The following is a 17,701-nucleotide window of genomic DNA, read 5'->3' as shown; positions in this document are numbered from 1 at the left end:
TTATGGATAATAGCAATCTTATTTCAGATGAAGAAGCAAAAATGTTATTGAATGATAAAAGTGAAAAAGAAATTGGTGGAGATGATGAATTAGCTTTAGAAATTTCTGAAACTAATAGAAATAATATAGAGAGAATACTTGACCTTAAGTTAGAGTTATCTGTAGTTATAGGAAGAACTAAGATGAGTTTGAGAGATATTTTAAATTTAAATAAAGGTTCTCTTATTGAACTTGATACTTTAGCAGACCAAGATGTAGAAATACTAATAGACAATAAAGTACTGGCTTATGGAAAAGTGGTAGTGGTAGACTTAAACTTTGGTGTAAAAGTAACAAGTATAGTAAGTGAAGAGGACATGGTAAAATCTCTTGTTTAGAAACAAAATCAATTAATACTTATGGCATGAGGTGGTATTTATTTTAAACTTAAATGATGTAAAGAAAGATATATTAAAACTCAATAAAAAAGACTCATGTGCTCTATATAATGAATCTATTGATAATATAAATAATAATTGTATATCAAGTGGATTAAAATTTTTAAAAGAAGCAAGAGATTTAAGCCCAAATGATGTAGATATTTTAAATCTTATAGGTCTTATAAACCTACTAAAATGTAATTTTGATGAGGCTGTAGAAAGTTTCTATAAGAGTTCCATTTGTGAAAAAACTGCTCTGTGTGAAAAGTATATAAATATGCTTACATCTGAGGAGTTTTTAATTTTCTTTGAAAAATATAATCAGCTTATAAGATTCATAAACAAAGGAATGTACAAAGAAGCTATACAAGGTTTTAAATTTATAACTGAACAATACAGCGATTTAATAGAGCCTTATGAGTTGCTTGCTTTGATTTATGATAAAGAAGAAGAGTACATAAAATTTGATGAATGTTTAGAAGTGTTAAAAAGGATTGATAAAGAAAATCATTTATTAAACCAAGAGAATAATATATTAGATACATATAATAAACAAATCAAAAGTAATGCAGATGTAGATATTGATGAGAGTGAATTTTTACATAGAAATATTAAACACTCTAAATTTGATGAAACTAAAGATGTAGTTAAGAAAGATAATAGAACTGAAAAACAGAAAAATTTAACTTCTAATAAGAAAAAAAGTATTAAAAAAAATAAATATCTACATTTAGCAATAATATTAGGTATATTATTAATAGGACAAAATATATATAGTTCTTATAAGATGAATAATTTAAAAAAGCAGATGTCTGAAAATACTAGTGTTAAAAATGAAGAAAAACTAAATTCTAGCTTAAATGATAAAGAAAATAAGGATAACACTTCTAATTCAAATAATAATGATAGAAGTGATGATAAAGAAGATGTAAACTCTGAAAAAAGTACTGTAGATAATGAAAATGATAAAAATACTGATTTATTTACAGAAGATGAATTGATGTCTAAAGCGAATAATTTAAAGAAGGAAAAGAAAACAAAGTCTTCTATACAGTTATATAAAAAGGTAGTAGATACTGGTGGAAATAAAGGGAACACATCAGAAGCAACTTATCAAGTAGCTACTCTTAGTGAAAAATTAAAAGACTATAATACTGCTGAAGAATATTATAAAATGTATGTAGAAAATTACTCAGAAGAAGATGCCTATTTTGATGAATCATATTATAATTTAGGTATGATGTATTATAATAAAGGTGATTTAAAAAATTCTAAATTGACATTAAAAAAACTAGTTAATAAGGTTCCTAATAGTATGTATAATAACTCAAAGGTAAAGGAAATTTTAAAAGAAGAATAAAAAATAAATAAGAAAAATAAACTATTTCATTTTAAAATAATTTATTTATAATATATTGACATACTATTTTAAAAAATTTAAAATAATAATTATAAAATGAGGAGGGATAAAAATGGAGTTTGAAAAAGGAAGTATTTCAATTCATACAGAAAATATTTTTCCTATAATTAAAAAATGGTTATATTCTGATAAGGACATATTTATAAGAGAGCTTATCAGTAATGCATGTGATGCAGTAAGTAAATACAAAAGACTTGTATCATTAGGAGAAATATCAGAAAATAATCCATCAGAGTATAAAATTACTGTATCTGTAAACAAGGGTGAGGGTACACTTAAATTTATTGATAATGGAATAGGTATGACTGAGGAAGAAATAAAAAAATACATAAACCAAGTTGCCTTTTCAGGTGCAGAAGATTTCTTTAATAAATATAAGGATAAAATGGAAGAGTCAAATGACATAATAGGTCATTTTGGGTTAGGGTTTTATTCTGCATTTATGGTGTCTAAAAAAGTACAAATAGATACACTTTCATATGTGGAAGGAGCAACTCCTGTAAGATGGATATCTGAAGGTGGTACAGAATATGAAATATCTGAATCAGATAGTAGACATGACAGAGGAACTACTATAACACTATTTATTGATGATGATAGTAAGGAATTTTTAGATGAATTTACTGTAAGAGGAGTAATAAACAAATACTGTTCTTTCCTACCAGTAGAGATATATTTAGAAGATGTTGAAAGATTAGAAAGAGAAGCTAAGGAAGCTGAAGAAAAAGCTAAAAAGCAAAAAGAAGATGGAAAAGAAGAAGAAGTTATAGATTCAAAGGTAATTGAACCCTTGAATGATACTAATCCTTTATGGCTTAAATCTCCAAAGGATTGTACTGATGATGAGTATAAAGAGTTTTATAGAAAAGTATTCAATGTATTTGATGAACCTTTATTTTGGATACATCTAAATGTTGATTATCCTTTCAATTTAAAGGGTATACTTTATTTCCCTAAATTAAAAAATGAATTTGAATTGACAGAAGGAAAAGTAAAATTATATAACAATCAGGTCTTTGTAGCTGACAACATAAAAGAAGTTATACCAGAGTTTTTACTTTTATTAAAAGGTGTAATAGACTGCCCAGATTTACCACTAAATGTATCAAGAAGCTTTTTACAAAATGATAGAGATGTAAGTAAAATTTCTAAACATATAATTAAAAAAGTAGCAGATAAGTTAAAATCTCTTTGTAAAAATCAAAGGGAAGAATATAACAAGTTCTGGGATGATATACAAATATTTATTAAATATGGTTGTTTAAAAGATGAGAGCTTCTATGAAAAGGTGAAAGAATGTATATTATTTAAAACTATTGATGACGAGTATATAACACTTCAAGATTACTTAGAAAAATGTAAAGAAAAACATGAAAATAAAGTATTCTATGTAAGTGATAAAGAGCAACAATCACAATATATTAAACTATTTAAGGAATATGACCTAAATGCTGTGGTATTAAATTCATCAATAGACACTCATTTTATTTCATTTATGGAATACAAAGAAAATGGTGTTAAATTTAACAGGATAGATGCAGACCTTTCTGATGTATTAAAAGACAAAAATGAAAATAAAGATAGTGAAGAAAATAAAGAAGAGATAGCCAAGATAGAAGGATTATTTAAAGAAGCTGTTGGAGAAAGAGTAAAAAATTATTCTGTAGAAGGATTAAAAAACGAAGAAACTCCAGCTATGATTTTAGTATCTGAACAATCTATTAGAATGGCAGAAATGCAGTCAAGATTTGCTGGAATGGATTTAGGAATGAGTTTTGAGGAAGAAAAGACTCTTGTAATAAATGAAAACAGCCTGATTATCAAAAAATTAGTTTCTCTTAAAGATGATGAAGAAAAGAAAGATAAAGTAGCACTTATATGTAATCAAATAGCTGATTTAGCTTTACTTTCTAATAAAGAATTAAATCCAGGAGAATTAGATTCATTTGTACAAAGAAGTAATAAACTTATGAATATGTTAATAGAACTATAGACTTAAAATATAGAAAAATAAAGTTTTAAAAATGTGTAAAATAGAACAATGAGAAGAGTTATCTTAAGATGATTGAAATTATCTTTAGGTAACTCTTTTTTGTTTTTATAATTTTTAGTTAAGTTTTAAACAGTTAACTGTACTTCAACAAGAAATATATTTGATTAAATAGAGTTAACTTGATATGAAAGAAGATAATACATATAATTAAGTAAAAGATTATTTTATAAATTATGTTTCAATACATAATTACACTTTTATTAAAAAATAAAGTTATTACTAAAGTAGAAAAATAGGAGGTTTTAGCATGAATTTTAATTATAATTTGCCAGTAAATATTTTATTTGGAAGAGGGAGAATTAATGATGTAGGTATAGAAGTATCCAAATATGGTAAAAAAGTATTAATTGTAACTGGGAAAAACAGTACAAAGAAAACAGGGTTACTTGATAAGACAATAGATTTGCTAAAAGGTGCTAAAGTAGAATATGAAGTTTTTGATAGAGTAGAGCAAAATCCTCTTATAACTACTATATATGCAGGAGTAGAAGCTATAAAAGAAACTGGTTGTGATTGTGTTTTAGGCCTTGGTGGTGGAAGTATAATGGATGCAGCTAAAAGTATAGCTTTTTCTTATAAAAATCCAGGAGATTTGAATGATTACATATTTGGAATTAAACAAGGTGAAGAGGCCCTACCTATAGTTTTAGTCCCAACAACATCAGGCACAGGTAGTGAAGGGAATTGTTTTGCAGTGCTTACAAATTCAGATACTAAAGATAAAAAATCTATAAAAAAGAATAGCATGTATGCAAAAGCCTCAATAATTGACCCAGAGCTTATGGTAACAATGCCAAAACATATAATTGCATCAGTTGGATTTGATGCACTTGCTCACAACATAGAAGCATATCTTTCGAATGGAAGAAATCCTCTTGCAGATGTACAAGCTATCTATGGGATTGAACTTATATCAGAAAGCTTAGTAAATGTATACAATAATTCTGATGATTTAGAAGCTTGGGAGAGAATAACACTTGCAAGTACTATTGGTGGGATGACAATTGGTACAGCTGGAACAACTCTTCAACATGGCATGGAGCACCCTGTAAGTGGTCTTAGAGATGTAATGCATGGAAAAGGACTTGCAGCTTTAACTCCAACTATTATAGAAAGTTCATGGGATAGTGATATTGAAAGGTTTGAAAATATATCAAAAATATTGGGCGGAACTTGTGCAGAAGACTGTTCAGATGCAATCAAAAATTTCCTTAAAAAGATAGATTTAGATATAAAACTAAGTGACCTAGGTATTGTAAAATCAGATATTGATTGGTTAACTGATAATTGTATGAAAATATCTGCTGCAAATATTAAGAGACATCCAAAGACTTTTAATAAGGAACAAATAAGAGAAATATACTATAAATCTTTATAGATTAAATTTTAGATAAAAATTGGTTGTGTTGGTTGTTATAAGTAAATAAACTTATAATTAGTTAATGCAAAAAAATAAATTTATCTCAAATGTTTATTTTACTTTCTGATAAATAAAGGAACTTAAAAAAGGGAAGATTAACTAAGTAATATTTTATAAAAATCTTCATTTTAAAAACTTTAAGTAGAGGTGAAATAAATGTTTAATCCTAAAAGAATAATATTTGAAAAAGGCACCCTAGATACAAATATTGGGAAAAACATATACGATAAATTTAAGGATAAAAAAGATGTAGAAATAATTAATATATCATCAAATAGGATTAAGGAACATATTCCAGGTGAAAATCTATATGAACAATATAGGAGTGGAAAACAAACTATGGTAGTTGGGATTAGAAAAAGTCTAAAGTTTCAAACATGTAAACCTTCTGCTAACTATCAATTGCCACTTGTCAGTGGATGTATGGGAAGATGTGAATATTGTTATCTAAATACACAGTTAGGTGATAAGCCATTTATAAGAGTGTTTGTAAATCTAGATGAAATACTTGAACAAACAAAGAAATATATTGAAGATAGAAAACCACAGGTAACTATATTTGAAGGAGCAGCTACATCAGACCCTGTTCCAGTAGAACCATATACTAATTCACTGAAAAAGACAATAGAGTTTTTTGGAAAAGAAGAAAAGGGAAGATTTAGATTTGTTACTAAATACAGTGATATAGATAGCTTGTTGGATGCTGAGCATAATAATCATACAGAGATAAGATTTAGTATAAATACACCTAGAATTATAGATGGGCATGAACATTATACGGCTTCTGCAAATAAAAGAATAGAATCAGCCGTAAAACTTGCAAAAGCTGGATATCAGATTGGATTTATAATAGCTCCTGTATTTTTATATGAAGGTTGGAAAGAGGAATATAGAAGTCTGATTAGAAGCATAAAAGAAGCTCTTCCAAAAGATTTTGATAGAAAAATTATATTTGAAGTTATATCACATAGATATACAACTAAAGCAAAGAATAGAATATTAGAAATTTATCCAGACACATTATTGCCAATGGAAAATGATAATAGAAAGTTTAAATATGGTCAATTTGGATATGGAAAATATGTATATACTAAAGAGCAATTAGATGATATGAAAGAGTTCTTTCATAAGGAAATCAATGAAGTATTTAAAAATAGCTTAATAAAATATATAATATAGCAAATCTTATCTAAAGATTTGCTATATTTTATTTTTATATATTCTATGTTTATAATAAAGTGATAGGATTTAGTACTGTCATATGAGAAAATAAAAAAGGCACTGTCTATCAAGACTATTTTTTTAAGTTTTGATAATATAAAAATATAGGATTAATAAAAATATCAGGAGGAGTTATGATATGCATGCATGGGAATCTATTCAAATTACATTAGATTTAATAGAAGCAAACTTATCAGAAGAAATATCAATCAATGAATTAGCAAATAAAGCAAATTTATCACCATTTTACTATCAAAGACTATTTAAAAGATTAGTAAATAAGACTGTAATGGAGTATATAAAACTTCGTCGTCTTGCAAAAGCTTCTGAATACTTAGCAGAACATAAGAATCGTATACTTGATGTAGCTTTAAATTTTGGATTTGATAGCCATGAAACATTTACACGTTCCTTTAAAAAAGCATATGGATTAACTCCAGAAAAATATAGAGAAAATCCAGTAAAACTCAATCAATTTGTTAAGCCAGAGTTAATTTTAAATTATGTCATGGTGGATGAAGGTGTACCATTGATTACAGATGGTATAGTAATTGAAGTAAATCGTAAAAAATTAAGTAAACCAAGAACTTTTGTTGGTCTTGAAGGAGAAATACCTATTTGCCAACTAATGGGTGGCGAAACAACAGGTATTGCAATAGCAAAGGAATTATGGATGAAATTTGGTAGCCAAAAACATAATATACCAAATCAAATTCCAGGTGGAAATGATTTTGGTGCTCTTTATATGGGTAATGCAAAAGAAGGAAATTGTATTTATATGGCAGGAGTAGAGGTAGAGCCAGGTACATCAGTAGAAGGATATAGTTCTTTTGAGTTACCTGCTAGAGAGTATTTAGTATGTGGGTTTGAAGCAGAAAATTTTGATGAGTTAGTTGACTCAGCTGTTTTTAAAGCTGACAAGTTTATGGAGAGATGGATGAAGAAACATAATCTAACAACAACTGATTTTGCAATTGAAATGTATTATCCATCTACATCTGAAGTAGCATATCTGGAACATTGGATTGTTCCAGTTCCTATTAAATAGGGGAAAGGGTGGTAAATATGGATTGGCAAGATACATTTTTCCAAGATAATAAACCAACACTTGAACAAATTAAAGAATTTATTAATAGCCCATTATGGGACAAGTTAAATAGTGTATTAAGTTCAACATATAATGTGGAACCAAAACTTGAGTATAGTAAATGTTCAATGCAAAGAGGTTGGAATGTAAAATACAAAAAAAGAGGAAAGTCATTATGTACTTTATATCCTCAAGAAGGTTCTTTCAAAGCTTTAGTCATTGTAAATGAAAGTAATAGAGTAGAAGTTGACTTATTTATTAATACTTGTTGTGATTATATAAAACAATTGTACAATGAGATAAAATTTTTTAATGGAAGTAAGTGGTTAATGATTCAAATAGATAGTATGTCGACATTAAATGACACACTTGAGCTTATTAAATTTAGAGTTTAATATATAAAACAGGGTGACTTATATACTCATCCTGTTTTTATATATTAACTTTTAATAGCTTGTATGAATTTGAGAAGCTTTTGTATTTCAATTTTTAATGATATTATATAACTTATGTTTATCAATTATTATTGAAATTGATTTGAGATAGAGTTTAAATATATACTTTTTCCTTTATCAGTAAGAAACATAAAAATAATGCTCCATAAACAGTTTAGAGTGTTTTTTATACTATCATGTTCATCAAGTTCTTTAGTGCCAACTGGTTTATATATAAGTATTGTTAAAATACATTCAATAATATTTTCTATCTGATTAGGAATTGTACATTCTTGAATTAAATTAGAATTTTGTAAATTAAGAAAACTTTCTTTCAAGAATTCTTTAAGTTCTTTTATGAAGTCAAGTTGAAATTTATATATTTTAGGGCTTATTTGAGATAGTTGGTCATAGTGCTTAAAATAATATGCATTTTCATTTTGAATACTCAATGAATTTAAAAATAGCTCATTTAAATCCTGTAATGACTCAGGGATATCTATTTTCTTATAATTTTTATGTTTGTATGCAACTACTTCCTCAATTAAATCTTCCTTTTTTTTAAAATAATATGTTAAGTTCCCAACACTCATTCCTAAAGCATCAGCAACATTTCTCATAGATACATTATTATAGCCATATTCATTAAATAAATCACGAGCTTTAATTAAAATATCCACTTTTGTTTGTTTTGCCATATTGAATCCTCCAATAAAAATTTATAATAACTTTTATTTGACATTTTAGTACATTAGTACTACAATGTCAAATATAGTACAAATGTACTAAAAAATATTTAAGTCATTCTAGGATAGATAAATTAAAGATTTTGGTTTTATATTATAAATCTAAAATCTATAAAGACTAAGATATTATTTACATAAAAGTTGATGAAGAGGAAAAAGTATTTTATATTATCCTATGTTTTGATTAATCTTGTATTACTTTAAAAGTACATTAAATTTAATATTGGGAGGTTATAAAATGAAATATAAAAATAATAATTTGGAACTTTATAAACTTGGACTAGGTTGTGGAGGAATGATAAAGCTTGATAATAAATCTGAAAATATAGCTACAATTCATGAAGCTTTAGATAGTGGTATAAATATGTTAAATACAGCTGACTTTTATGGTGCAGGGCAAAGTGAAATGATAATAGGTGAAGCTCTTAAAGGCAGAAAAAGAGATGATGCTTTTGTATCTGTAAAAACTGGAGCTCTTGTTGCACCTAATGGTCAAATGTATGGTCTTGATGTTAATCCTTTTAACATAAAAAGTCATGTAGCTCAAACTCTTAAGAGATTAAATTTAGATTACATAGACCTTTATCAACCAGCTAGAATAGATTTAGCTATACCTGTAGAGGAAACTATTGGAGCTATTTCTGACCTAGTAAAAGAAGGGTATATAAAGTATATAGGTATCACTCAAGTTGATGCTGAAACTTTAAGAAGAGCTAATAAAGTTCATCCGATAAGCCTTATAGAAGCTGAATATTCTCTTTTCAATAGAGAAATAGAAAAAAATATATTACCAACTGCTAGAGAATTAGAGATAGGGGTTGTTGCTTTTGGTGCTCTTGCTCATGGACTTTTAAGTGGAGTTTGGTCAAAAGCTAATGGTCAAAGATATAACTCTATGATACCTTTGTTTTTTGATGAAAATATAGACAAAAACCTTGGACTCGTAGAAAATCTAAGAGAAATAGCAAATGAAAAAAAAGCTACTATTCCACAAATAGCTCTTGCATGGGTATTATCAAAAGGAGATGATATCATAACTTTAGTTGGGGCATCAAGAAGAGTGACGCTAAGGGATTCCTTAAAAGCCAAAAATATTAAACTAAGTGATGAAGATATTAGAAGAATAGAAAATGCTATAAATGAGAATGAAATTTTAGGTGCAAGTTTTCCTAACATGAAATTTAAGAATGGTAAAGTAGTTAAATAAGTTCTCATAAGCCACCCTTTAAAAGAGTGGCTTTTTACATTCCATTAAATAATCTAATAAACAAACTATAGTATAAGTTATTCAACAAATATCAATTTAAGTTATTTTTCTGCATTCCCTACAGTTAAGTCCACATGTGTTTTTTTCCTGCATATTGATAGCACCCCAATTAGCAAATTGTCGCAAAATAGGTACGATACTTTTACCCTTATCCGTTAATGTATATTCAACTTTTGGAGGAATTTCATTGTATTGTTTGCGATGAACAATACCATCAGACTCTAAATCTTTTAATGATTGAGCTAGCATAGTATTTGTAATTCCATCTAGTTTTCTTTTTATACTACTATACCTAATTGGATTATCAACTGCTAACATACATATAATAGGTAATTTCCATTTTCCACCAACAATATCTAATGCATAACGTATTGGACAAGTTAATTCTTCATCATTTTCAGTTATATTATTTTTATTATCTAAACTCATTTTAATTCACTCCTCAATTCCAATAGTATCTTTTTTATACTTTATCAGAAAAAACTGCATACTTGTTTTTTTCTTATTTTATATTAAAATTATATCAAAGGATAATCCTTAATACAACTATTTAAAAGGGGTGTAATAATTATGAAAGCATTAGATTTTTTAAACAAAGCAGGAGTTTATTATTTAGCAACAACTGATGAAAGTAATCAAGCACATGTACGTCCTCTTGGATTCGTTATGGAGTACGATGGAAAACTGACATTTTGTACATCTAACCAAAAAAATATGTTTAAGCAACTTATTTTTAATCCAAAGGTTGAAATTTGCTGTATCGACCAAAAATTTAATACCTTACGTATTTTAGGTGAAGCAGTATTTGTTACATCAAAAGAAACACAAGCTAAAGCACTTGAAATAATGCCAAGCCTAAGTAAAATGTACTCTGTAGGAGATGGTAAATTTGAAATATTCTCTATTGATAATGCAAAAATTAGTTGCTGTTCAATGAGTGGTAAAAAAGTTGATATAGAACTTTAATTATAGCTGAATCAACATTTATGACGAAAGTTAAGAAAACGTTACTACTAAGATATTAGAAATTTAAACCTAAAGACAATAAAAAGATTTTTAAGCAGTAAATGTGTAAAAATTTTTAGTTATTAGATTTATATTCCAACAATTACATATTGTTTTGAATAATTTCATAACAAAAATAAGAATAATTAAAGTTTATTTTATTATGGAGTGTAATTCCTTTTAAAAATATTTTAACTGTAAATGATTGCAAGTAATTTTTATTTAATATGAAGAAAATATTATGATTATAAAAAATTACTACTTATTATTTATATATTTTTGTATATAAATAATAAGTAGCATGACTTTATAAATTAATAGTGATAGAATATAAATTAATAGATAAGATATAATTTTAAAAGGAGTGATATAAAGTGAGTAAATATAGTTCTTTGTGGGAATATGTTGAGAAAAATGGTACTTCACCATTTAAATTAACTTTTGAAGAAATAAAAAATATTGCTGGAATAGAGATAGATCATTCTTTTTTGAAATATAAAAAAGAATTAAATGAATATGGATATCAAGTTGGAAAAATTTCTTTAAAAGAGAAGACGGTTATTTTTAATAAAATTGATTAAGGTGTTAATAATTACATAGAATAAGATAGTTTGTATTGACTATCATATATAACTAAAAATAAAGTAAGTCTTATAATAAGACTTACTTTATTTTTAGTTGATGCTTTTTTAGTTTTATACCATAAGGTATAAAATTGTAACTATTAAAAAAGTTATAATTTCTATTACTATCGTTCTAAGTATGTTATATATTTCAATTTGGCTATTTATTTTGATTTTATATAATGCAAAAATCCTCTAAGGTTTTCACTTTTAACATTTAAATAATAAATATATAAACACTGGATGCAATATTAAGTGTAATTAAAGAATAGTTTGTTTTATTTATTGAAATCTTTTTATTTTAAGTTATATAAATAAAATATAGAGTTCTATACATTCTCTAATATTTTATGATTACATGAAGATTTACTCAAAGTAAAATAAATCTTCAAATTTTTTATCTAGAGCAATACATAAAATAAGTGCTAACTTTGCTGTTGGATTAAACTGACCTGTTTCTATTGAACTAATTGTATTTCTTGATACTCCAACCATTTCTGCCAGTTGGCTTTGGGATAATTTTTTCTCTGTTCTTGCTATTTTTAAGCGATTTTTTAATATCAATTCTTCATTCATATGCTTACCTCAATGATGATAAAATAAAATTAGTCAATGAGAAGATTGTCAGAATTAAGAAACCAAAAGCAAAAACTAAATTCTTTTTCTCATGTGTAAATTGGTATTTTGCTATATTTTCAGCAAATCCGAATGTCCAAAATAAAGCAGATACTGCATCACTTTTTTGTCCAATAAAGGCGTTAAATATTACAATAAAGCAGAATACACATATGAAAATTGAATATCCTACTTTTATACCCTTATTTTCAATATACTCTAATCCTTCATCTTTATTAGATTGACGACTTTTACTTAAAATTTCTTCTTTATTCATATAAGACACCTCCTATTTATATGACAAGTTTACTTGGTATTTTCATTATATCATACCAAGTTTACTTGTCAATAGATTTGACAATAAAACTTGGCATAAATTCACCAGATTTATCTCTTTAAAATATATTTCAAACTCCGCTTTATAGAACAGCTGAGTTTAATACTTTATAATTGAAATACAATTATTTTTAACTTGAAAGGAGTTTAATATATGAATTTAGGAGACAAGATTATAAAACTAAGAAAGAAATATAATTATTATCAAGAATTGTTGGCTGAAAGACTAAATGTATCTAGGCAAACTATTAGTAAATGGGAATTAGGAGTATAACCTAGTTAAAGATAAAAAACAATGTATGCATACCTGCTTGCTAAACCAATAATGAAATTAAACAAACAAGTAGAAGAACTTTATAAGAAGTACATATGGTTAAGAAATCAATATGATGAATTTCAGTATGAGCACCAACAGCAAAGTAATGTACTTGAATCTAAATTTAAAAATGTAAGATTCTCTAAAAAACTATCAAAGAATATTAATTATGAATTGCGCATTCTAATGTATCAATAGTGAGGTAAAATAGTAGTGGGACTAATAAATTATGATTTAATCTTATCTAATGAAGATATTGAAATATCAGATAGAGATATGGAAAAAGTTATTAAACAAATGAGTATATGAAATATAATATTAATCTTTTATTTGAGGGAAATGAATCATTTGATGCTATAAAAGATAATCCAAGATTTAAAGAACTTATAAAGAGAATAAAAGAATTCAAATTAATTTAGAGTAAAGTCTATACAATAGATTTGTAATAGTAAATAATTACTTGTGATATAGATGAAGAATTTTAATTTACACTATAAACATTCACTTAAGGTACTATACTAAAACATTGATAATATAGTACCTTTTTTGTAAATACATAAAAAGTAGACAAATACGTAAATTATAGTCTATTTGTAGTTAATATGAGATTGGCATTTTCAATAGGATAATATTCCAAGGTATATTTTTCTTCAGCGGGGAAGTACCTATTTTTCTATTTACATTTTATATCTTCTAAATTACCTATATATCTATCATTTTCTTTATAATATTTTATCTCCATTTTTTATAGGAACTAAAATTTCATTTAGTAAATAATCATATCTCCATTGGATATTGTAATAACAATCCCACTCTTCTTTAGAATTATTATACCTAATAAACTTAGGATGTATAAAATAATAAATGTGTAAGATGTAAGAAGGATAATTCAAATTTTGCAATTGTAATTTTAGTGAATTAGCAAGTGTACTTTTACCTGACCCTCCTAAACCGTCAATACCAATAATATATATTTTATTAGAAATATCCTCATTTATTAGTTTATTAAATAGCCTCTTCATTATAATATCCTCATTTCATATAATATAAATAGTATTAAGATTTTTATAAGAGTTAAAGCAAGCATGTATTATTACTCAAATATTTGTATAATCAACATCTAGTAATTTACCTTTTTGGTGAAAATGATTAATAAGTTTTTTAGGATAATTCATTATTAATTCATCTGGAAAATTAATTTCTTTTAAGATATTCTCAGAATACTCATAGTTACCTATATCAAAACAAATGTGAGCATCTGAAGTTAGTATGATTTTAGCACCATATTTTTTGCAAAGTGTAGCAATATACTTACAATTATCCGAGCTACCATTTCTTGACACGCCTTTGATAGAACAATTATTTATTTCTATTAAGATATTCTTTTCCATGGCTAATTTAATGATTAATTCATAGTCGATTGGGTAGTTTGGGTTTCCAAGGTGGCCTAATATTTCAATATTATCATGCTTATTTATTGCATTTATTAAGGCTTTAGTATTATTCTCTAATGTATTTGGTGAAAAAACGGCTTCGTGAAATGACAAGATAAGATAATCTAATCGAGGAATGACAAAAGGGTCTAGATCTATGTTTCCTTCAGTGTCTAGTATATTTGCTTCACATCCTCTTAAGATTATAATGTTATTTATGGTTCTTGGGATATTTTGAATGTTGTGAAAGTACCATTTGTGGGGAGAACCAGGCATCTTAGGACCATGTTCAGATGTACCTAGTATCTTAATTCCATTTTCTTTACAATAATTAATATTTTCTAACAAAGTGCTATAGCCATGACCACTGACTATAGAGTGGGTGTGTAAATCTGATAAAAAATTCATATAAATTCCTCCTCTATAAAAGATGAGGGTAACGTAATTTATATTATAAAACGAACAGGAAAGAAAATCAATAGTTACACAATTAGACAAAAATATTAAAATATTGTAGAATTAAGCTTAATAATAAATATTTAACAGTATTACTGCTTATATGGGAGGTTAACTATGATACAAAAGAAGCTATCAAGGAAAGAAAAAGTTTTAATTTGCTTGAAAAGGTTAACAGAAGAACACTTGAATCTTAATAACGGCATTAGATTTGGATTTGATGCAGAGTATATTGCTACTGAAGTAGGTATAAATAGAAGTAATGCTAGTAAGGAATTAAATCAATTAATAAAGGAAAGTATTATTATAAAGATAAAGGGAAAACCTGTTCAGTACTTATATAAAGAAAGTGTTGAGAGTATTTTAGGAAAGAAACTAAATAAAGGGATATTTGATAATATTAACTCTGTAAACGAATATAGTGAAAATGATGCTATCAAAGATGAGTATATTGTAGAGGGTATAAAAAAAGAGAACAATATTTTTAATTTAGTAGGATGTGATGGAAGTTTAAAGTCTCAAATAGAGCAAGCTAAAGCAGCAGTAATATATCCACCTAAGGGGTTGAGTACATTAATAATAGGACCTACAGGAGTTGGTAAATCTATATTTGCAGAATATATGTATAAGTATAGTTTAACTATAAAAGAAGATAGTGATAATGCACCATTTATCATATTTAACTGTGCTGATTATTCTGATAATCAGCAATTATTATTAGCACAGCTTTTTGGATATGTAAAAGGAGCATTTACTGGAGCTGATAAAGATAAGTATGGTATTGTACATGAAGCTAATAATGGAATATTGTTTTTAGATGAAGTTCATAGGTTATCTGCAGAGGGACAAGAAATGCTATTTCTACTTATGGATAAAGGTATATATAGAAGGTTAGGAGAGGCTAATAAGGTACATGAGTGTAGGATTATGATAATTGCAGCTACTACAGAAGATCCAGAGGTAGCAATGTTGGAAACGTTTTTAAGAAGAATACCTGTAACTATAAAGATTCCGTCTTTAGAGGAAAGAGGCTTTCAAGAGAGAATGAAGCTTATATGTTATTTTTTTAAAGAAGAAAGTATTAGGATTGGTGTTAAGTTAAAGGTTTCAAAAGAAGTTATTAAGGCATTTATTTTATATAAGTGTAAGGGAAATATAGGACAATTAAAAAGCGACATACAATTAATTTGTGCAAGAGCTTTTTTAGATTATATGACCTATAAAAGGGAATGTGTATATGTAAGACTCTCTCTTCTACCAAACAATATTAGAGAATCATTATATGGAAATAATAGAAAAGAGGAGTTTGTACAAAACTTCAGTTTTATTGGGAAAGAAGATATTATTTTTTTACCAGAAGGAAAGAATTTTGAAAGTGAAAATTTATTAATAGAAAATAAAAAATATGATTTAGATTTCTATGGAATGATAAAAGAAACTTGGAATAAACTTCAACAAGAAGGTATTAAAGAGTCACAAATTAGAAGCGTTATAGATGAAGATATACAGAAGTATTCCTATAATTTAATGAATACTTTTATATATAATAGTAGTAATCAAACAGCTTATAACAATATTGTTAATGATTCAATTGCAACTACTGTGAAGTATATTTTACAAAAGCATGATAAATGGAGCAAAAGAGAAGGATTAGATAAATTAATAAAAGCTATAGCCTTACATATTCAGAATTTAATTGAAAGAATAAAGATTGGGAACATAGTAAAGCATCCTAATAAAGATGAAATTATGAAGGAAAGAGCATATGAATATAACATAGCAAAAGAAATATTATCTAACATGTCATTAATGTATGGAGTTGAGTTTCCAGAAGATGAAGCAATTTTTTTAGCAACGTTTCTTTATTTATCTTATGTGGGATTAAATGAGGAGAGTATAGCAATATTAGTTATAATGCATGGTGAATCTACGGCATCTAGCATGGTGAATGTAGCTAATACTTTACTGGATTGTAACCATGCAGTGGCAATCAATATGGGATTAGAGGATAGAGTTCAGGATATTTTAGTCCAAGCTGTAGAAATAGCCAATGAAATTGACAAAGGAAAGGGAATTTTAATTCTAACTGATATGGGATCTATTTTAACATTTGCTAAAGTTATTCATGATGCTACTGGAAAAGAAGTAAAAGCAATAGATATGGTAAGTACACCTATTGTAATAGAAGCAACTAGAAAGGCCCTAACTCCGGAAATGACATTAGAGAAATTATATTTTAATATTATAGAATCTATAAAGAAACATTATGGAGATATGGAAATTACATATGCTGAAAAAGATAATGGTGGTAGATATTTTGATAGATTACTAATTGATAATATTAGTAAAACTTTGACTTTTTTAAATGGGGAAAAGGCTTATTTTATATTAAAAGAAGTAATTAATAGAATTAGCGAACATTATTCTTTAGTAATTCAAGATGAACTTTTAGTAAAGTTTATATTTCATTGTTCATGTATGATTGAAAGAGTAATAATAAAAGAGTCTTTAGTTTATAAATCATATGAAGAAAGAATTAGTAGAAGTAAAGCATTATATTTAGTTATAAAAGAAAGTTTTAAGCTTGTAGAAGAGACATTCGATATAATCATTTCAGATATGGAATATGCAAATATATTAGATATATTTGAATCACAGTATGATACAGATAAATTCAAAAGTTGATACAAAACTTAAATATAGCCAAAAGGCTATCTTTTTTTTACTTCTTTTTGATACAGATTTGATACAGGTTTGAAAAAGATTTTGATACATATTGAAAGAGTAAGCTTTTTTTATAAATTAAGTAAAAAGATTTGATTAAATCCTGTAAAATAGCCATTTGTTATT

Annotated in this window: 19 protein-coding genes; 13 read left to right on the top strand and 6 right to left on the bottom strand. The window is 26.5% G+C overall.

All coding sequences use genetic code 11. The features are described 5' to 3' along the window. Positions 1-2: 2 nt before the first annotated feature. From KGF41_RS07570 to KGF41_RS07540, 7 genes are all read left to right on the top strand, one after another. Positions 3-377, top strand: a complete 375-nt coding sequence (locus KGF41_RS07570) for a FliM/FliN family flagellar motor switch protein (protein WP_227827751.1) — start codon at positions 3-5, stop codon at positions 375-377. A gap of 31 nt (positions 378-408) precedes the next feature. After that, complete coding sequence (locus KGF41_RS21120) at positions 409-1,779, top strand: tetratricopeptide repeat protein (protein ID WP_227827750.1); 1,371 nt, start codon at positions 409-411, stop codon at positions 1,777-1,779. A gap of 112 nt (positions 1,780-1,891) precedes the next feature. After that, a complete protein-coding gene (gene htpG / locus KGF41_RS07560; RefSeq protein ID WP_227827749.1) occupies positions 1,892-3,832 on the top strand; it encodes a molecular chaperone HtpG in 1,941 nt (646 codons plus the stop codon). A 307-nt stretch (positions 3,833-4,139) separates the two neighbouring features. Further along, positions 4,140-5,270, top strand: coding sequence for an iron-containing alcohol dehydrogenase (locus KGF41_RS07555; RefSeq protein ID WP_227827748.1), 1,131 nt, complete (start codon positions 4,140-4,142; stop codon positions 5,268-5,270). Between the two features lie 198 nt (positions 5,271-5,468). Further along, a complete protein-coding gene (gene splB / locus KGF41_RS07550) occupies positions 5,469-6,491 on the top strand; it encodes a spore photoproduct lyase (protein WP_227827747.1) in 1,023 nt (340 codons plus the stop codon). A gap of 181 nt (positions 6,492-6,672) precedes the next feature. Next, complete coding sequence (locus tag KGF41_RS07545; RefSeq protein ID WP_227827746.1) at positions 6,673-7,581, top strand: AraC family transcriptional regulator; 909 nt, start codon at positions 6,673-6,675, stop codon at positions 7,579-7,581. Between the two features lie 17 nt (positions 7,582-7,598). Then, complete coding sequence (locus KGF41_RS07540; protein ID WP_227827745.1) at positions 7,599-8,015, top strand: DUF3788 domain-containing protein; 417 nt, start codon at positions 7,599-7,601, stop codon at positions 8,013-8,015. A gap of 128 nt (positions 8,016-8,143) precedes the next feature. Here KGF41_RS07540 and KGF41_RS07535 read toward each other — a convergent pair whose 3' ends face one another. After that, on the bottom strand, positions 8,144-8,752 hold the full coding sequence (locus KGF41_RS07535) for a TetR/AcrR family transcriptional regulator (protein ID WP_227827744.1): 609 nt from the start codon (positions 8,750-8,752) through the stop codon (positions 8,144-8,146). Positions 8,753-9,038: 286 nt separating this feature from the next. On the opposite strand from KGF41_RS07535, the gene KGF41_RS07530 reads away from it, so the two are divergent. After that, positions 9,039-10,007, top strand: a complete 969-nt coding sequence (locus tag KGF41_RS07530) for an aldo/keto reductase (protein WP_227827743.1) — start codon at positions 9,039-9,041, stop codon at positions 10,005-10,007. 96 nt (positions 10,008-10,103) lie between these two features. Here KGF41_RS07530 and KGF41_RS07525 read toward each other — a convergent pair whose 3' ends face one another. After that, positions 10,104-10,496: a winged helix-turn-helix transcriptional regulator gene (locus KGF41_RS07525; protein ID WP_227827742.1), complete on the bottom strand. Its 393-nt coding sequence runs from the start codon at positions 10,494-10,496 to the stop codon at positions 10,104-10,106. A gap of 141 nt (positions 10,497-10,637) precedes the next feature. On the opposite strand from KGF41_RS07525, the gene KGF41_RS07520 reads away from it, so the two are divergent. Together KGF41_RS07520 and KGF41_RS07515 are read left to right on the top strand one after the other, a co-directional pair. Further along, a complete protein-coding gene (locus KGF41_RS07520; protein WP_227842625.1) occupies positions 10,638-11,033 on the top strand; it encodes a pyridoxamine 5'-phosphate oxidase family protein in 396 nt (131 codons plus the stop codon). Positions 11,034-11,446: 413 nt separating this feature from the next. Beyond that, positions 11,447-11,653 carry a hypothetical protein gene (locus KGF41_RS07515; protein ID WP_227827740.1) on the top strand — a complete coding sequence of 69 codons (207 nt, stop codon included), beginning with the start codon at positions 11,447-11,449 and terminating at the stop codon, positions 11,651-11,653. A gap of 408 nt (positions 11,654-12,061) precedes the next feature. Here the strand turns inward: KGF41_RS07515 and KGF41_RS07510 are convergent, their stop codons facing one another. Together KGF41_RS07510 and KGF41_RS07505 are read right to left on the bottom strand one after the other, a co-directional pair. Beyond that, a complete protein-coding gene (locus KGF41_RS07510) occupies positions 12,062-12,271 on the bottom strand; it encodes a helix-turn-helix transcriptional regulator (protein ID WP_227827739.1) in 210 nt (69 codons plus the stop codon). Positions 12,272-12,275: 4 nt separating this feature from the next. After that, positions 12,276-12,587, bottom strand: a complete 312-nt coding sequence (locus KGF41_RS07505) for a DUF6442 family protein (protein WP_227827738.1) — start codon at positions 12,585-12,587, stop codon at positions 12,276-12,278. Between the two features lie 213 nt (positions 12,588-12,800). Here KGF41_RS07505 and KGF41_RS07500 point away from each other — a divergent pair, with 213 nt between their 5' ends. Both KGF41_RS07500 and KGF41_RS07495 read left to right on the top strand, forming a co-directional pair. Then, a complete protein-coding gene (locus KGF41_RS07500) occupies positions 12,801-12,920 on the top strand; it encodes a helix-turn-helix transcriptional regulator (protein ID WP_227827737.1) in 120 nt (39 codons plus the stop codon). Between the two features lie 21 nt (positions 12,921-12,941). Then, positions 12,942-13,160: a hypothetical protein gene (locus KGF41_RS07495; RefSeq protein WP_227827736.1), complete on the top strand. Its 219-nt coding sequence runs from the start codon at positions 12,942-12,944 to the stop codon at positions 13,158-13,160. Between the two features lie 524 nt (positions 13,161-13,684). Here the strand turns inward: KGF41_RS07495 and KGF41_RS07490 are convergent. Both KGF41_RS07490 and KGF41_RS07485 read right to left on the bottom strand, forming a co-directional pair. After that, a complete protein-coding gene (locus KGF41_RS07490; RefSeq protein ID WP_227827735.1) occupies positions 13,685-13,984 on the bottom strand; it encodes a hypothetical protein in 300 nt (99 codons plus the stop codon). 75 nt (positions 13,985-14,059) lie between these two features. Beyond that, positions 14,060-14,803: a phosphatase gene (locus tag KGF41_RS07485; RefSeq protein WP_227850270.1), complete on the bottom strand. Its 744-nt coding sequence runs from the start codon at positions 14,801-14,803 to the stop codon at positions 14,060-14,062. A 165-nt stretch (positions 14,804-14,968) separates the two neighbouring features. On the opposite strand from KGF41_RS07485, the gene KGF41_RS07480 reads away from it, so the two are divergent. Beyond that, the gene (locus KGF41_RS07480; RefSeq protein WP_227850271.1) at positions 14,969-17,536 is read left to right on the top strand and encodes a sigma-54-dependent transcriptional regulator; all 2,568 of its coding nucleotides are present in this window, start codon (positions 14,969-14,971) and stop codon (positions 17,534-17,536) included. The last annotated feature ends 165 nt before the right edge of the window (positions 17,537-17,701 follow it).

This window comes from Clostridioides sp. ZZV14-6150 (assembly GCF_020657875.1).
Lineage (GTDB): Bacteria > Bacillota > Clostridia > Peptostreptococcales > Peptostreptococcaceae > Clostridioides.
Note: the sequence above shows the minus strand (reverse complement) of the source record. Positions and strands in the feature narration are given on the sequence as shown.

What these genes read in the sequence shown, in the direction of transcription:
- KGF41_RS07520 (WP_227842625.1), top strand. Translation starts at nt 10,638, where the DNA reads ATGAAAGCATTAGATTTTTTAAACAAAGCAGGAGTTTATTATTTAGCA.
- KGF41_RS07540 (WP_227827745.1), top strand. Translation starts at nt 7,599, where the DNA reads ATGGATTGGCAAGATACATTTTTCCAAGATAATAAACCAACACTTGAA.
- KGF41_RS07495 (WP_227827736.1), top strand. Translation starts at nt 12,942, where the DNA reads ATGTATGCATACCTGCTTGCTAAACCAATAATGAAATTAAACAAACAA.
- KGF41_RS07570 (WP_227827751.1), top strand. Translation starts at nt 3, where the DNA reads ATGGATAATAGCAATCTTATTTCAGATGAAGAAGCAAAAATGTTATTG.
- htpG (WP_227827749.1), top strand. Translation starts at nt 1,892, where the DNA reads ATGGAGTTTGAAAAAGGAAGTATTTCAATTCATACAGAAAATATTTTT.
- KGF41_RS07490 (WP_227827735.1), bottom strand. Translation starts at nt 13,984, where the DNA reads ATGAAGAGGCTATTTAATAAACTAATAAATGAGGATATTTCTAATAAA.
- KGF41_RS07510 (WP_227827739.1), bottom strand. Translation starts at nt 12,271, where the DNA reads ATGAATGAAGAATTGATATTAAAAAATCGCTTAAAAATAGCAAGAACA.
- KGF41_RS07485 (WP_227850270.1), bottom strand. Translation starts at nt 14,803, where the DNA reads ATGAATTTTTTATCAGATTTACACACCCACTCTATAGTCAGTGGTCAT.
- KGF41_RS07530 (WP_227827743.1), top strand. Translation starts at nt 9,039, where the DNA reads ATGAAATATAAAAATAATAATTTGGAACTTTATAAACTTGGACTAGGT.
- KGF41_RS07505 (WP_227827738.1), bottom strand. Translation starts at nt 12,587, where the DNA reads ATGAATAAAGAAGAAATTTTAAGTAAAAGTCGTCAATCTAATAAAGAT.
- KGF41_RS07525 (WP_227827742.1), bottom strand. Translation starts at nt 10,496, where the DNA reads ATGAGTTTAGATAATAAAAATAATATAACTGAAAATGATGAAGAATTA.
- splB (WP_227827747.1), top strand. Translation starts at nt 5,469, where the DNA reads ATGTTTAATCCTAAAAGAATAATATTTGAAAAAGGCACCCTAGATACA.
- KGF41_RS07500 (WP_227827737.1), top strand. Translation starts at nt 12,801, where the DNA reads ATGAATTTAGGAGACAAGATTATAAAACTAAGAAAGAAATATAATTAT.
- KGF41_RS07545 (WP_227827746.1), top strand. Translation starts at nt 6,673, where the DNA reads ATGCATGCATGGGAATCTATTCAAATTACATTAGATTTAATAGAAGCA.
- KGF41_RS07535 (WP_227827744.1), bottom strand. Translation starts at nt 8,752, where the DNA reads ATGGCAAAACAAACAAAAGTGGATATTTTAATTAAAGCTCGTGATTTA.
- KGF41_RS07480 (WP_227850271.1), top strand. Translation starts at nt 14,969, where the DNA reads ATGATACAAAAGAAGCTATCAAGGAAAGAAAAAGTTTTAATTTGCTTG.
- KGF41_RS07555 (WP_227827748.1), top strand. Translation starts at nt 4,140, where the DNA reads ATGAATTTTAATTATAATTTGCCAGTAAATATTTTATTTGGAAGAGGG.